The sequence below is a fragment of the Ruania halotolerans genome, assembly GCF_021049285.1.
GTDB lineage: Bacteria > Actinomycetota > Actinomycetes > Actinomycetales > Beutenbergiaceae > Ruania > Ruania halotolerans.
This window is the reverse complement of sequence record NZ_CP088017.1, coordinates 134,339-148,952: the sequence shown is the minus strand read 5'-3', so window position 1 is coordinate 148,952 and position 14,614 is coordinate 134,339. Positions and strand designations below refer to the sequence as shown.

General features: G+C 68.6%; 12 protein-coding genes. 2 read left to right on the top strand and 10 right to left on the bottom strand.

Translation table 11 applies throughout. The features are described from left to right. Nucleotides 1-27: 27 nt before the first annotated feature. The gene (locus tag LQF10_RS00690; RefSeq protein WP_231065592.1) at nt 28-1,722 is read right to left on the bottom strand and encodes a threonine/serine exporter family protein; all 1,695 of its coding nucleotides are present in this window, start codon (nt 1,720-1,722) and stop codon (nt 28-30) included. 103 nt (nt 1,723-1,825) lie between these two features. Continuing rightward, complete coding sequence (locus LQF10_RS00685) at nt 1,826-2,422, bottom strand: biotin transporter BioY (RefSeq protein WP_231065591.1); 597 nt, start codon at nt 2,420-2,422, stop codon at nt 1,826-1,828. 175 nt (nt 2,423-2,597) lie between these two features. Here LQF10_RS00685 and LQF10_RS00680 point away from each other — a divergent pair, with 175 nt between their 5' ends. Continuing rightward, entirely contained in the window at nt 2,598-3,578 is a 981-nt protein-coding gene (locus LQF10_RS00680; RefSeq protein ID WP_231065590.1) for a hypothetical protein, read from the top strand. A gap of 10 nt (nt 3,579-3,588) precedes the next feature. Here LQF10_RS00680 and LQF10_RS00675 read toward each other — a convergent pair whose 3' ends face one another. The 8 genes from LQF10_RS00675 to LQF10_RS00640 form a co-directional block, all read right to left on the bottom strand. Beyond that, nucleotides 3,589-4,737 (bottom strand): sialidase family protein, encoded by a 1,149-nt coding sequence (locus tag LQF10_RS00675; protein WP_231065589.1) that lies wholly within the window; start codon nt 4,735-4,737, stop codon nt 3,589-3,591. Between the two features lie 69 nt (nt 4,738-4,806). Next, nucleotides 4,807-5,517: a YesL family protein gene (locus LQF10_RS00670; protein WP_231065588.1), complete on the bottom strand. Its 711-nt coding sequence runs from the start codon at nt 5,515-5,517 to the stop codon at nt 4,807-4,809. Further along, nucleotides 5,517-6,425 (bottom strand): carbohydrate ABC transporter permease, encoded by a 909-nt coding sequence (locus tag LQF10_RS00665; protein ID WP_231067395.1) that lies wholly within the window; start codon nt 6,423-6,425, stop codon nt 5,517-5,519. Before LQF10_RS00665 ends, LQF10_RS00670 begins: the two co-directional genes overlap by 1 nt. 5 nt (nt 6,426-6,430) lie before the next feature. Next, nucleotides 6,431-7,429, bottom strand: a complete 999-nt coding sequence (locus LQF10_RS00660) for an ABC transporter permease (protein ID WP_231065587.1) — start codon at nt 7,427-7,429, stop codon at nt 6,431-6,433. Nucleotides 7,430-7,520: 91 nt separating this feature from the next. Beyond that, nucleotides 7,521-9,143: an extracellular solute-binding protein gene (locus LQF10_RS00655; protein WP_231065586.1), complete on the bottom strand. Its 1,623-nt coding sequence runs from the start codon at nt 9,141-9,143 to the stop codon at nt 7,521-7,523. Nucleotides 9,144-9,204: 61 nt separating this feature from the next. Beyond that, complete coding sequence (locus tag LQF10_RS00650) at nt 9,205-11,124, bottom strand: glycoside hydrolase family 127 protein (protein ID WP_231065585.1); 1,920 nt, start codon at nt 11,122-11,124, stop codon at nt 9,205-9,207. 144 nt (nt 11,125-11,268) lie between these two features. After that, nucleotides 11,269-12,288, bottom strand: a complete 1,020-nt coding sequence (locus LQF10_RS00645) for a LacI family DNA-binding transcriptional regulator (RefSeq protein ID WP_231065584.1) — start codon at nt 12,286-12,288, stop codon at nt 11,269-11,271. A gap of 58 nt (nt 12,289-12,346) precedes the next feature. Next, nucleotides 12,347-13,294, bottom strand: coding sequence for a LacI family DNA-binding transcriptional regulator (locus LQF10_RS00640; protein WP_231065583.1), 948 nt, complete (start codon nt 13,292-13,294; stop codon nt 12,347-12,349). A 137-nt stretch (nt 13,295-13,431) separates the two neighbouring features. Between LQF10_RS00640 and rlmC the strand changes: the two genes are divergently transcribed. Beyond that, nucleotides 13,432-14,550, top strand: a complete 1,119-nt coding sequence (gene rlmC / locus LQF10_RS00635) for a 23S rRNA (uracil(747)-C(5))-methyltransferase RlmC (RefSeq protein ID WP_231065582.1) — start codon at nt 13,432-13,434, stop codon at nt 14,548-14,550. Nucleotides 14,551-14,614 lie beyond the last annotated feature (64 nt).

The following is a 14,614-nucleotide window of genomic DNA, read 5'->3' as shown; positions in this document are numbered from 1 at the left end:
CCACGCCGCCGTCGGCGCCGGGTTGGGTCAGATACGTGAGCCGCGGGCGCGCGCCATCATCTTGCGTTGCCACTTGTCCGCCTCCGATGTGAGCGGTGTGGCGAGGAACTCTCCCAAGGTCACACCCGCCGCAAGAGCGAGGCCGACCGATCCGGCGCGGACCAGGAGATCGAGCCCCTCGATGAGGAAGCCTCCCGAGTCCACGATGTTGTACATCGCGCCATAGATGGACAGACCAGGCAGGAACGGCGTGACACCACAGACCGAGATCACCATGGTGGGCACGCTGACACGTTCACAGACGGCGCCGGCGAGCAGACCCACGGCCAGCGCCGCCACGAACGCGGGGGTGGCGGCGGCGGCCACCCCGGAGGAGTCCTCATTGATGCCGTTGCCCAGCAACGTGATGAGCTCGTAGACCGCTGCCGCGGCGGCGGCCACCGCAGCCACCAGGGCGACGGTGCGGAGCCGGGTATAACTCGCCACCGACCAGGCGGCAGCGATGACCGCGCTAGCGAGGACCCTCGTCAGGAACGGGACGTTCGCCCGGGCGTTCAAGTCTCCGACGCTCAACGGCACGCCGATGCGGCGGCCCACCTCCAGCACGATGCCGATCCCCACCACGATGCCCATCGTGCCCAGCACCACTTCGAAGGATCGGGCGGCTGCGGTGAGTGGGAATCCTGAGATCGCGTCTTCGGCGGCACCCACCAGGGAGAGTCCGGCGAGCAGCACCACGATGCCCGAGGCCACCACCAGGGAGGGCGGCATCAACGCTCGGTCCCAATCCACGTGATTCTGCCCCCACAACAGCATGACGCCCACGACGGTGGCTATCCCGGCGCCCACCACCTGCTGGAACAGGTACGGCAGCCCCCGGTGGCGCAGGAATCGCAGAATCCGGTCGATCGTCATGGTGGTCGCGGCAGCCACCATCGCCACGGCCCAGCCGCCACCGAGCAGGACGGCAACGCCGGCCGCCATGATCCCCAGTGCCACGGTGACGACGGCCCTGCGGTAGGGGTGCGGAGAGGTCAGGATTCGAGTGAGCCGGGTATCTGCCTCGGTGATGGCCACCTTGCGTTCACTGATCTGGCTGATCAGCCGTGAGATGTCGGTGAGGCGGCTGTAGTCGGACGTACGCGTGTTGATCACGCGCACCTTGGTGACCGGATCGTCGGCCCGGTCGATCGTGGCTGTCAGCGAGATGAACGTGATGTCCACGGTCAGGTTCTTCACGCCGAGGCCATCGGACATGCGCAACATCTCGGCCGTGGCATCGGCCACCGGGGCGCCGGTGGCGAGCATCGCCTCACCGGCGCGCAGCACCAGATCAAGGACGGCGCGTTCCTCTTCGGCGGAGAGTTCGGAGGTGTGCCGCGACCCCGGGAACGGCACGCTCGGCGGGCCGTATCCGGCGACCATCCGGCGCGCTTGATCGCGCAACGACCAGACCGGTTTGGGAACCGCCTCGCTGCCCGTTCCGCGCTTCTTACGGCCGGGAGCATCGGGCCTCGATCGGCGCGGGATGGCGGGCCGTAGCGTCGGTACCGGGGCGGCATCGGGGACGCCGTCGGTATCGACTTCCGGCGAGGCGTCGAACTCCTGGGTCGAGCGGGGGGAGTGAAAGTCGGGTGGGAGGGCGGAGGAGAAATCGGCCGGCCGAGCACCGGGGCGGCGCCCCTGGCGCGGCCGACGGCCGGGGCCGGGTCGCGCGGTCACGTGCACATGCTACGTCCCCACCACTGCCACCTGTGAGCAATGTTCTGGCCGCTTCCCAGCAAGAGCGGTGCCACGACCCTGCCCGTGGGCACGTGCGGTGCTGCTAACCGCCGGTACTGTCGCGCCGGACGAGTCGCCAGGCGCCGGGCAGCAGCATCCCGGCGACCGCGCTCTTGATCAGACCACCGACGATGAACGGTGTGAAGCCGGCGGCGATCGCGTCAGCGGGGCCGAGTCCCACCGAGACCGCGAGCCAGGGCACTCCAACGGCGAACACGATGGCCTGGCCCAGCACTCCCAGCGCGAGCATCCGCAGCGGTGTCCGGTCCCAGCCGCGCTCTGCGAGCCGCCCCATCGCGGCCGCCGCGAGCAGGAAGCCGGCCAGGTAGCCACCGGTGGGCCCAATCAGCGCAGCGGCTCCCGCGGAACCGTCGGCGAACACTGGCAGACCGACCGCTCCGAGGAGGAGGTAGACGCCCATCGCTGCGACCCCTCGGTGCAGTCCCATCGTGGCGCCGACGAGCAGCACCGCCAACGTCTGACCGGTCACCGGAACCGGTGATCCCGGCACTGGGATCGAGACCTGGGCGAGCAGCGCCGTGAGCAACACCGCGCCTGAGACCAGCGCGGCATCACGCACCCTGCTGCCTGCCCAGGGGCGCAGCAGATAGTCGCGGGGAGTTGCGGCAGCGATCGACATTCATCCTCCAGATATCGGGTGACTCCCAGTCTTGCCCGAGCCCTGGCCGGCCGGCGTTGTCGAGCCCGACAAAGCGGGACCACCGAACCGGTGCCAGAGCCACTGTTGACCCCGATGGGCAGATCGGCCCATGGCGTCCAGTTGACCCGAGGTGCCGTCGCGCCATGATGGGCGGATGCGAACTCGACACGTTCTCGCCGCCGGGACCACGCTCGCCGCCGCGGCCGCCCTCGTGGCCTGCGATCCCGGCCCCTCGGCGGACGGACTCTCCGCGGCGCTGGAGACGATCCCGGCGACTGAGGAGAACCTGACGATGATCGCATGGACGGACGTCTCGGCAGTCACCGAGCTGGGCGGCTACGACGAGCACCCGCACCCGTTCGCCACGGCGGGCCTGCTCGGATACGGCGGTCTCGCGACCATCTATCGCCAGCTCGATCCGGCCCTGCTGCCTGCCCCGGGTTCCGACGACGCCCACGTGATGTCCCTGGGCAGGCCACCGCACACGGCGTTCCGGTTCGACGGTGTGGACGGCGCAGCGGTGCAGGAGTTCTTCGCCGGGGCAGCAGGCGACTCGAGCGACCTGGACGGTGGCACGCTTCTCGTGCGCCGCGGTGACGCTGAGACCGACCTCGACGACGACCTGCTGCCCCCGCAGGTGATCAACCAGATGAACACCGTGTGGTTCGACGACCACGCCTTCATCGGCTCATCCCAGCAGGGGATGGTGGTTGACCTCGTGGAGGGCACCGGCGAACGCGCCTCCGATGCCGAGATCTACGCTGGGGTGAGCGACTGCGTGGGTGAGGTGGTCGCGGCCGAACTGCACTCCGGTGAGGCGGCTGCGCCGGTCACGTCCCTGGCCATCGGGTTCGGCGGTGACGTCGACGAACCCGTGACGACGTTGTGCCTGCGCACTGAGGACCCGGCGGCGCTGGTGGAGACCGTCCGCGAGTCACTCGGTTCGGGCACCGATCCGGTGTCCCAGCGCAGTTGGCAGGAGATCCTGGGCGGCGGGGAGGTCGCCGAGGCCGGTGACTGGGTGCAGGTGCAATTCGTCGACCCCGAACTCCCGGAAGCGATCTACCGCATCCTCTACTCCGGGAGCCTCCCCGCTCTCCTCGGTGAGGAGATCCAGGACCCCCGGGTGGGGTAGCCGTTTCACATCACCGAGCGTGCTGATCCCGCGGGCCCGCTGAACCGGCGAGCGCCACGGATACGACCACGTCATGACTTCCCGTGGCCGAGCGCACCGTGGTGGCGTGCACCAGGTCACCGTCGGCGTTCCATCGCACCGACTGGGAGTAGCCGGACCCGTCTCCGGTGAGCAACCGTTCGGCGGGTGTGGGCAATTCGAAGGACGTCCAGGTGGCGCCGAGGTCGAGGCTGCGCAGCGCCCGGTTGCCGGCCACGCCGTCGCGCAGGCTGTGCCGGCCGGTGGCGATCATCTCCACCGCGCCATCAGCTCGTTCGCGCCAGGCGATGGTCGGGGTCCCGGAGATCGCCACACCGTCCTCGGCGCGCAACGGCAGTCCGACGGCGGCCGGGTCACCCCAGTCAGTGCCGTCGCGGCTGGTGAGCAGGTGCACCGGCACCTCGGCCGGGCCGACCACCTCGATGACGGCGCGATGGACGCCGTCGGGCATCTCGCCCGTGCCCACGAACATGCCCGGGCGGTGGAAGCGGTCCCCCACGCCGGAGATCAGGTCTTTCTCGGACCAGGTGCGCAGGTCGGTGCTCGAACGGCGTGCGATCACCTGCAGCATCCCGCGATCTTTCTCCCGCTCGTCGGCGAAGAAGCAGTGCAGCACTCCCTCGATCAGGTGCAGGTCCGGTTCCCAGACGGCGGTCGTCGCCGCATCGCTACGCGGGGAGTAGATCGCCGGGCCACCGGAGTCAACAGTCGATTCATACGCCCAGGTGCGGCCACCGTCGGAGGAGGAGTACAGCACCAGGTGCGTGCTGGACCCATCGGCCGGGATCGCGTTCCCGGCGAGCAGGAGGTCCCCGCGGCGCAGGTGCGCGATATCCGCGGGAAGTTCGTACAGCATCGGCTGATAGCGGTTGCCGTACCCGTAGCGCAGGTCGGGCACCTCGGAGAGCGTCGCCCAGCTGTGCCCCCCGTCCAGACTGCGCCAGATCGGGAAGGACGGGCCGCCGTCGTCTGCCACACCGAGCCGTAGCTCCCAGGTGAGCAGGATGGCGCCGGCGTTCGGGCCGTCCGCGTCAGTGACCAGGAGGCGGGTGTACAGCGAGCCCATCTCCCCGACGGCGCCGCGGTGGACGGTAGTGGTGCGGAGCGGTTCACGTCTCAACGGTTCTCCTCGGTGGTCGAGGCACGCTCATCCGTGCCTCGTCGGGTTCGACGATCATTCGATCGCAAATCAGTGGGTCGTGGCCAGGCTCGGGTGCGCGGCGGGGATGGGTGCGTGGGCAGAAGCAGGTGCCGGGGCGGCGAGCACACCGGTGCGCCACAGACAGGCAGTCGCCATCGCTGCGGGTGCCGTGACCCCGAACACGGGGACGAGCCCGGGCACCAGATAGTAGGCACACACCACCAGTCCCCCACCGGCCGCGGTGAGCGCGGCGATCATGGGCCGGCCGGCCACCAGCACGAGGCTGCGGCGCAGCAGCACACGAGCGCCGTCGTCGAAGTGGGCCTGCAACGGCCACACCACCATCGTCAGGAGCGCGAGGACCACCCCGGCCACGGTGTGCGCACCGGCGAGCACCGGGCCGAGACTCTCCGGGCCGCCGAGGCTGCTGAAATCCAGCCTCGTCACCAGCACGCGGTCCACCAGCAGCACCGCCCAGATCACGCCCAGGAGGGTGCCGAGCCGGTTGGCGGCGGCGAACTCGGCCCGCCACAGCTGCGCGAACCGGGCTCGCAGACCCCGCAACGGTGGCCAATCGTCGGGATGCTGCCGCGCGAACCGGGCATCGTCGCGGAGTACCCCGTGCACGGCCGATGTGGCAGGGAAGATGCCGAACACCACGCCACCGCGCAGCGTCCACGCCAGCCAGAGCACGTGCAGGCAGAGCAACCGCAGACCGAACCGGCCGATCCGCTGGTGCCAGCCGAGGAGGCGTTGCATCAGCCCTTCACCGACCCGATCAGCACACCCTTTTCGAAGTATCGCTGCAGGAACGGGTAGAGCACGATCACCGGCAGGGTCGAGACCACGATCACGCCGTACTTGATCTGGTCGGCGAACTGCTGGGCGTAACTGCCGCCTCCCGATCCCCCGGACCCGCCGGCCCCGCCCGAGAAGGCCTGATTGGAGATGAGGATGTCGCGCAGCACGATCTGCAGCGGTTGCTTGTCGTAGTCACGCACGAACACCAGGCCCGTGAAGAAGTCATTCCAGTGCTGCACGAGGTAGTACAGGCCGATCACCGAGATGATCGCCATGGACAGCGGCAACGCCATCCGGAGGAAGAACTGGAAGTAGTTCGATCCGTCGATCGTGGCCGCCTCGAAGAGCTCCTCGGGCAGGGAGTTCTCGAAGAACGCCCGGGCGATGATCAGGTTGTACACGTTCACCGCCGTCGGCAGGATGAACACCAGCCAGTTGTCGAGCAGGTTGAGGTCCCGCAGCAGCAGGTACATCGGGATGAGCCCGCCGTTGAAGAACATGGTGAACGCGAAGAAGAACATCAGCACCTTCCGCGGGCGGAATTCGCGCCGGGAGAGTGCGTACGCGGCGGGCAGGGTCACCAGCAGGTTCACTGCAGTGCCCACCACGGTGTAGAGGATCGTGTTCCGGTACCCGGTCCAGATTCGCTGGTCGGCGAGGATCTGCTCGTACCCGAACCAGGAGATCCCCTGCGGGATGAACCAGACGCGCCCGGTGGCCACCATCGTGGGGTCACTGACGGAGGCGATCACCACGAAGTAGATCGGGTACAGCGTGACGAACAGCACCACGGTGCAGGTGACCACCAGCCCGATCGTGAAGGCGATGTCGCCGGGGGTGCGGTGCTTCAGGGAGGACAGTCGCATGCGGCTCACCACAGACTCGTATTGGATACGCGCTTGGCGATCTGGTTGGCGATCACCAGGAAGGCGAAGTTGATCAGGGTGTTGAACAGCCCGATCGCCGTTCCGTAGCTGAACTGGTTGGACAGGATGCCGATCTTGTACACGTAGGTGGCGAGCACCTCGGAGACCCCCAGGTTCAGGGGGTTCTGCATCAGGAAGATCTTCTCGAAGCCGGTGCTGAGCACGGTGCCCATGTTGAGGATGAACAGGATGATCATCGTGGGCACCAACGCGGGGATATCGATGTGGCGGATGATCGTGAACCGCCCCGCCCCGTCGATCCGGGCCGCCTCGTACAGCTGGGTGTCCACACTGGCCAGCGCGGCGAGGTAGATGATGCTGTTCCACCCGGCGTGCTGCCAGACCTCCGAGATCACGTAGACGGGCACGAAGGCCGAGGTGTCGCCGAGGAAGTTCGAGCCGGAGACGCCCACCATCTCGGCCACCCGGGTGATCAGCCCGGAGGAGGGGGAGAGGAAGACCTGCAGCATGCCCACGATCACCACGATCGAGATGAAGTGCGGCAGGTAGGTGGCGGTCTGCAGGAACCGCTTGCGGCGGCGCCCGATCACCTGGTTGACCATCAGCGCGAGGGCGATCGGGGCGACGAACCCCACCACCAGGGTGGTCATGCTGATCACCACGGTGTTGCGCATCAGGGTCCAGAACTGCGGACTCTCGAAGAACTGGCGGAAGTACTTCAGTCCCACCCACTCACCACCGGTGAGCCCGGCGGCGAAGTCGAACTCCCGGAACGCGAGCTGCAACCCGTACATCGGCACGTAGGCGAAGATGGCCACGAACGCGATCGCGGGCAGGGCCATCACCCACAGTTGCCAGTAACGGTGCACGTGTCGCCGCAACGCGGGCACGCCGGTTCGCCTCCCCTTCGGCGGGTCAGGTGCGGGGCCCCGCGAAGGCACCACCCCTGGTGGCCTCGCGGGGCCGGTGGTTGTCGCGGTCACAGCGATCTCCTTCGATCAAGGTGGCTGGCGGTGCGGTCGATGGGCCCGAAACGCCCACCGACCGCACCGGGTCAGCAGATGACGACGTCTCTCAGCCCTGTGAGCCGGCGAACTCGGAGTAGTAGCCCTGGTGGATCTCGATGTTCTGCGCCAGGCCCGCGCCCTCCACCTCGGCCACATAGGTGTCCCAGTCGGCCTCCACGCCACCCTCGGTGATCCACGTGGCCCAGCGCTGCATCGCGATCCCGAACACGGCGGTGTTGTTGAGCGAGAGCTGGTTCAGGTCCTCCTCGCTCATCCGGATCAGCGCACCGGGGAAGATGTCCGTCGCGGGGTCCACGTTCTCCACCGCGGCAGCCAGCGGCTCGTACTGCTCTACGGCTTCCTGCAGGTCGGACGGCAGGGTCACCTCGATGTCGTCACGAATCCACCCGGGGCTGTTGTCGGCCAACGTGGTGGTCCACTTCCAGGAGGACGGGTCCGTCTCGCCATCGGCGGGAGGCAGCACCTCATACGCACCGGACCCGGTCTCTTCGACGTTCTCACCCAGATCGCCCCAGAGCGCCTGCACGGAGATGTCCTGATCGTAGAAGGCGTTGATCACGGCCAGGGCGGCCTCGCGGTTGTCACTCTGGGCGGCCATGGTGATCGAGTTGACGCCGTAGTTGAGGCCATAGGCGTCGTAGGACCAGCTCACCTCGCTCGGATCCATCGAGGCGTCGGCCACCAGTGGCGCCATGGCGGTGTACTGCTCGGCCAGCTGCGCACCCACCCGGTCCGATCCGGTCCAGCCCCAGGTGAACCCGACGCGGGCGTCATCCCCGTCGCCCCGAGCCACGGACTGGTACGCGGAGTAGTCCTGGGTCATCACATCCTGGCTGATCAGTCCGTCGGCGTAGAGCTCGTGCAGGAAGGCGATCAGGTCGCGGTAGCGCTCATCGATGAGGAAGTTGCCCACCTGGCCGTCCTCGACGAAGTAGCCCTGCCCACCGCCGTCGGAGATCGGCATGCCGAGGCCGCCGAGCAGCACCGTGGGTTGGAAGAAGCCGAAGCCGGTGTCGCCCGCCGGTGCCCAGTCCATCGGGATCTCATCGTTCGGGTCACCGTTGCCGTTCGCATCCTCGTCCTTGAAGGCGAGCAGCACCTCGTGCAGCTCGTCCCAGGTGGTCGGCTGCTCGAGGCCGAGGTTGTCCAGCCACTGCTGGTTGATGAACTGCCGCGTGGCGGTGTCCGGCCAGAACCGCCGGTAGCTCGGCAACCCGTAGATCTGCCCGTCAGTGCTGGTTGCCATCTGCTCGGTCTCCGGCAAGGCGTCGAACATGGCCGCCACATTCGGCAGGGCGTCCATATCGTCACTGAGGTCCTCGAACAGCCCGGTGAACGTGGCCTGGTCGGCATTGGTGATCGAGTTCACGCCGACAACCAGGTCCGGAATGTCCCCGGCGGCGAGCATCGTGGACTTCTTCTGGTCCCAATCCGCCGAGACCTCCTCCCACTCGATCGTGACCCCGGCGGCCTCCTCCAGGTCACCCACCCAGCCCATATCGGCCATCGCCCCGGTCAGCGGGTGCTTGAGCACGAGGATCTGCAGGGTGTCGCCCCCACCGCCCTCGCTCCCATCGCTTCCGCCGGAGCAGGCGGTCAGCGCGAGCGCACCGGCCGTCGCCGCGGCTACGGCGGGTGCGTACCGCCATCTCTTCGTGTTCCGGATCATGACTCCTCCTCGAGTCCTCGCACGACCGTTCGGCCGTGCACCTTTCTGATGTGTTCAGGTGTCAGACAACGGGTATCCACACCCGCATCGCTGTGCTGCCCCGGTTGCCCCAGGAGGCGAACGGGACGGCGGTCATCGCCAGGTCAGTGCCGGGCTCGGCCTGTTGAGGGGCGCCCGGGTACAACTCGTCTGCGGCGCGCTCCGCGCGGAGGATCCCGCGCAGGCCGATCCGCATCTGCCCGCCCTGCTCCTGTGCGCTCAACTCGGCACCCTCGGCAACCAGCACGTCATCGAGAGCCACGCCGTCGGGCAGGTCCACCTGCTCCACGCAGTACACCCGCGGGCCCACCTCAATCGCCCGCGCCCCGCGCAGGGCGTCGGCACGGTGGTGCGCCCGGGTCCAGCGAGGGGTCAGGTCCAGAGTGAGCGTGACTGGCTCGGTGACGGTTAGGCGCAGGTAGCCATCCGGGTCGGGGGTCACCGGTTCGCCGTCGAGGGCGGTCCGCTCCGACCAGCTCGGCACGCGCAGGGCTACCCGCAGACTTGCTGATCCGTCTATGGCCAGGGTGACCTGACCGTCGTCGGGGTAGCGGGTGGACACCCGCAGGGTGCCCCCGCCCAGATACGCCGGCGCATCGATCTCGGCATCGGCGATCAGGTGCAGCGCGAGTTCATCGGCCGTGGCCGAGGCCACATACGAGCCGAGCTGGGCCACCAGGCGGGCGAGGTTCGGCGGACAGCATGCGCAGGTATACCAGGGCTGCCGGTCCCGTGGTGCGTTCTCCTCGCTGAACCGGTCCGGGCGCAGCTGCAGCGGGTTGGCGTAGAAGAAGCGCGTGCCGGTGGTGTCCACAGCGGCGGCGAGGGCATTGTGCAGCTCCCGCTCGATGATCTCGGCGTAGGCAGCCACTGGGCGGTCGGCGGCGAGCAGCATCCGCCAGGTCCAGTGCAGGTCCGCGATGGTGGCGCAGGTCTCGGCATAGGCGCGATCGGAGGGGAGCTCGTAGTCGTCCCCGAATGCCTCGTCCCGGTGCCGGGAGCCGAATGCGCCGGTGAGGTACATCTTGCGGTGATGCACGCTCTCCCACTGCGCGTGCAGCACCTCAGCGAGCGCCGGTTCCCCGGTCTCCAGGTACACATCGGTGGCCCCGGCATTCAGGTACAGCTGGCGCACCGCATGCCCGACGGCGTCCCTCGCCTCCCGTACGGGCGCGTGGTCCTGGAAGTAGGTGGCGCCCAGGCCGCCGACCTTGAGCAGCCCGGTGCCGCGCAGGTCGATCATCCGCTCGGCGAGGGTGAGGTAGCGGCGCTCGCCGGTGTGGCGGTAGAGCTCGACCAGTGCGGTCTCGATCTCTGGATGGCCGCAGATCCCCTCATCCCCGCCGGGGCCGAAGCGATCGTCGAGCAGATCGGCGAAGCGGCGGGCGAGAGTGAGCAGATCGTCCCGGCCCGCGGCGCGGGCGAGAGCGACGCCGGCCTGGATCATGTGGCCGGCGACGTACATCTCGTGCGTCCACTCCAGCTCGGCGAACTTCTTCTCCGGATGCACGCCCTGAATCCAGGTCACCACGTAGCCGGAGCCCTCCTGCACGCGGGCGACGAGCGCGATGACGTCGTCGAGCCAGCCGTCCCAGCCGGTGGTGCCGGTGCGGGCGATCTCCCAGGCGACCGCCTCGATCGTCTTGTAGAGGTCGGAGTCGGCGAAGACGAAGCCGCGGTACTCGGCGTCGGAATCCCCGATTACCCGGCGGAAGTTGTCGAGCACCCCGGAAGTCTCGAGGTTGGTGATGCAGTGGCCGATGGTGGCCTCGGCATTGCGCTGCTGCCAGGCGCCCAGCGCGCCGTCGGAACTGAGCCGGACCTCGCGCAGGTCGAGCGGACGATGTTGCCCGGTGCTGGCGCGGGGAATGGCCGGTGCGACGCCGACCAGGTGGCCCGAGGCCGGAGAGGGCGACGTCGCCGCCGCCTGCTGATACGTCACATGTGCTCCTTCGCGGGTGATCTGCGAGGACAGTACGGGCGAGCATTCAGCGTTGTCAACCGCAAGACAGAGGAGAGCAAGCATCTGAACCCACTTCTCGCGTCTGAACCGCTGCAGCGTAGGGTTCAGACGCGAAAAACGGGTTCAGACGCGGGAACGGGCGGCGCCGGATGAGGCGCGTGGCACCAGGTGAGCGCCGGTGCGATGCTCGCGAGCGGCGGAGTCCAGGCCGTCGAGACGCTCCATGAGCATCTGCACAGCCGCAGTCACCATCAGCTCCTGCTCGGGACTGACCGAGGTCAGCGGCGGCACGGTGAAGCCGGCCTCATCCGTGTCATCGAAGCCGGTCACGGCCACGTCTTCGGGCACGCGCAACCCGTGACTGCGCAATGCGCGCATCGCCCCGACTGCCACTGCGTCATTGATGCCCACCACCGCGTCGAACTGAGCTCCGGTGCGCAGCAACCCGGTCATCGCCTCGTATCCGGACACCCGGCGATCCCAGTCCGATCCGGCCACCATGAGCCCAGGGTCGGGCTCGAGGCCGCGCGAGCGGTGGGCGGCAACGAAACCCTCATAGCGCGAACCCTCGGGCCGCCCGCTGGCCGTGGCGTTCCAGACCAGGGCGAGCCTGCGCCGTCCCGAGTCAAGGAGATGCCGGGTGACGGCTTCGAAGCCGTCCCGCTCCCCCATCACAACGACGTCCACCAGTCCGGTCGGCCCGCCGCCGACCTGCACCACCGGCCGGTCGGGCGTGCGTGCGCCCAGCAGGTCGGCACTGAGGTGGTGCGGGCAGATGATCACGCCGTCAGCGTCTGCCGTGGTCGCGCCACGCACCGCATCCCGCTCGGCGCGAGCATCGAGCGCCACGCGCAGAGTGCTCGTGAACCCTGCGGCGGCAAGCGCGAGGATGAGACGTTCGGCGATCTCGGCGAAATACGGCTGGTACAGGTTGGGGACCACCACAGCGATCCGGCCGCTGCGCCCCGAGGCGAGGCCCCGACCGGCCCGGTTCACCTGATAGCCAACGGTCTTCACCGCCGCATGCACCCGCTCCCGGGTTGCGGCAGCCACATGCGGGCGGTCCAGGAGCACATTCGAAACCGTCTTCGCGGAGACTCCGGCCACGGCGGCCACATCATCCAGGGTCGGCTTGGCGCTCATCGCGGGCACGCCCGTCCGAGGGGAAACGTGAAACCCCGCATGCTGATCGGCGTGTCGCTCACCGGGGGCTCTCCCCCATGGTGGACTCACGGCGCACGAGCGTGACCGGCACCGCGATTTCGCGCTCACCGGCGTCCGCATCACGCAGTCTGGTCAGCGCCATGTCGACGGCGGCCCTCGCCAGGCCCGCCGGGTCCGGATCGAGTGTGGTCAGGGACGGAGTGGCGAACCGGCCATCCTCCAGGTCACCAAAACCGCTCACCGCCACCCGGCCAGGGACCTCCACCCCGGCCGCATGGAGCCCGGCGAGGACTCCGAGGGCAATCTCATCGCTTCCGCACACGAGGGCGTCCACCTGGGGGTGATCGACGATGGCTCGCTGGGCGGCCCGGTAGCCGGCCGCTCGGTCCATGTCTTCCAAGGTGATCGCGGGAAGCTCGGGGTGCAGGTCCAAGGGGCCATGGCCGAGCCGGACGATCCGGGAGCGCCCCATCAGTCTCAGGTGCCGGAGCAGCAGGTCACCGGCGCTCTCTCGGTCCACGTAGACCCGATGCCGTCCCGCGGACGGCGCGGCAGAGGTGACGTCCACGCGCACGAGCGGACCGCCGTCATCGGCCATCGCGGGCAGTGCGGGAGCGTCGACGGCAAGCAGGGCATCGAAGGTGCGCCCTCGGGCGGCGAGCACATCGGCGAGGCGAGTGGCGTCGTCGTGAATCGGCTCGACCGCCGCGTGCAGACCGTGCCGGTCCACTTCCGTGACCAGGGCCTCCACGAGGGCGGCCAGCAGTGGCCGCCGCAGTTCGGCAACCATGATGCCCAGCACACCGGTACGGCCGGTGCGGAGCGTGCGCGCGGAGGCGTTCGGGGTCCAGTCCAGTTCGGCGATCGCCGCCTGCACCTGCGCGAGGGTCTCGGGCCGGATGTACGGCTCACCGTTGACCACGCGCGAGACGGTCTTGACCGAGACGCCCGCTCGCTCGGCGACCTCCCGCATCGTGACCCGCATGGGGAGCAGCCTAGGCCGAAGACGTGCCTCCGCCCCCCAGCTGACTCCCCATCTGAACCCACTTCTCGCGTGTGAATCCTCGACGGCGCGGGTTCAGGCAGGAAAAGTGGGTTCAGATGCGGCGTACGCTCGGCTGAGTGCGGTGCGACTATTACGAGAGCGACCGGTGCCGTTCCTGCACCGTGATTCAGACGCCGTATGAGGTGCAGCTGTCAGCCAAGGACGTGCGCGCACGCGCCGCGCTCGGTGAGTCCGGGATCGCCTGGGAGCCGCCGGTGGCGTCTGGCGAGTCAGGCTTCCGGAACAAGGCAAAGATGGTGGCCGGCGGTTCGGTGGACGCGCCGAAGCTAGGGATTCTCACCTCCGGCAAGGAGGTGCAAGATCTTCGGGAGTGCCCGCTGCACGAGCCGGCGGTGGCCGCTGCGCTACCGGTGCTGGCCGAGTTCGTGACGGCGGCCCGCCTGGTGCCCTATGACGTCACCACCCGCCGGGGCGAGTTGAAGTATGTGCTGGTGACGGGGTCGCCCGAGGGTGAGTTGCTGGTGCGGTTCGTGCTGCGCTCCACCGAGTCCGTGCCCCGGATCCGCAAGCATCTGGGGTGGTTGACGCAGACGTTGCCGAACCTGGTGGTGGCCTCGGTGAACCTGCACCCCACGCACAGCGCCTTGGTGGAGGGGCAGGAGGAGCTCCTGCTCACCGAGCAGGAGCTGCTGCCGATGCGGGTCGGTGCGGTGGAGTTGGCGCTGCGCCCACAGGGTTTCTTCCAGACGAACACCCCGATGGCGGCCACCCTGTACCGGTTGGCCGCCGAGTGGACTGCGCACCTCGAGTACCGCACCGCCTGGGACCTGTACAGCGGGGTGGGCGGGTTCGCAATGCACCTGGCCCGGGACGGCGCGATGGTGACCGGGATCGAGTCGAGTGGCGAGGCCGTGGCGGCGGCGACTGCGAGCGCCGAGCGGGCCGGCCTGAGCGGGGTGCAGTTCGCGGCCGGCGACGCCGGTGCATTCGCGCGCCATGCACAGGACGTGCCGGATCTGGTGGTGGTGAACCCGCCGCGGCGTGGGATCGGGGCGGAGTTGGCTGCCTGTCTGGAAAGTTCGGGGGTCGGCCACGTGCTCTACTCCAGCTGCCACGTAGATTCCCTGGCACAGGACGTGGCCGCGATGCCGTCGCTGACGCCGGTCCGCGCCCGGGTGCTGGATATGTTCCCGCACACTGGTCACTTCGAGACGCTGGTGCTGCTGGAGCGTTGAGCCGCCGCAACCGGCATGACTATCAGCGATCACATCGTTCGAAACCACACGTGCATGGTGCAGC

What these genes read in the sequence shown, in the direction of transcription:
- LQF10_RS00685 (WP_231065591.1), bottom strand. Translation starts at nt 2,422, where the DNA reads ATGTCGATCGCTGCCGCAACTCCCCGCGACTATCTGCTGCGCCCCTGG.
- LQF10_RS00680 (WP_231065590.1), top strand. Translation starts at nt 2,598, where the DNA reads ATGCGAACTCGACACGTTCTCGCCGCCGGGACCACGCTCGCCGCCGCG.
- LQF10_RS00670 (WP_231065588.1), bottom strand. Translation starts at nt 5,517, where the DNA reads ATGCAACGCCTCCTCGGCTGGCACCAGCGGATCGGCCGGTTCGGTCTG.
- LQF10_RS00665 (WP_231067395.1), bottom strand. Translation starts at nt 6,425, where the DNA reads ATGCGACTGTCCTCCCTGAAGCACCGCACCCCCGGCGACATCGCCTTC.
- LQF10_RS00655 (WP_231065586.1), bottom strand. Translation starts at nt 9,143, where the DNA reads ATGATCCGGAACACGAAGAGATGGCGGTACGCACCCGCCGTAGCCGCG.
- LQF10_RS00645 (WP_231065584.1), bottom strand. Translation starts at nt 12,288, where the DNA reads ATGAGCGCCAAGCCGACCCTGGATGATGTGGCCGCCGTGGCCGGAGTC.
- LQF10_RS00640 (WP_231065583.1), bottom strand. Translation starts at nt 13,294, where the DNA reads ATGCGGGTCACGATGCGGGAGGTCGCCGAGCGAGCGGGCGTCTCGGTC.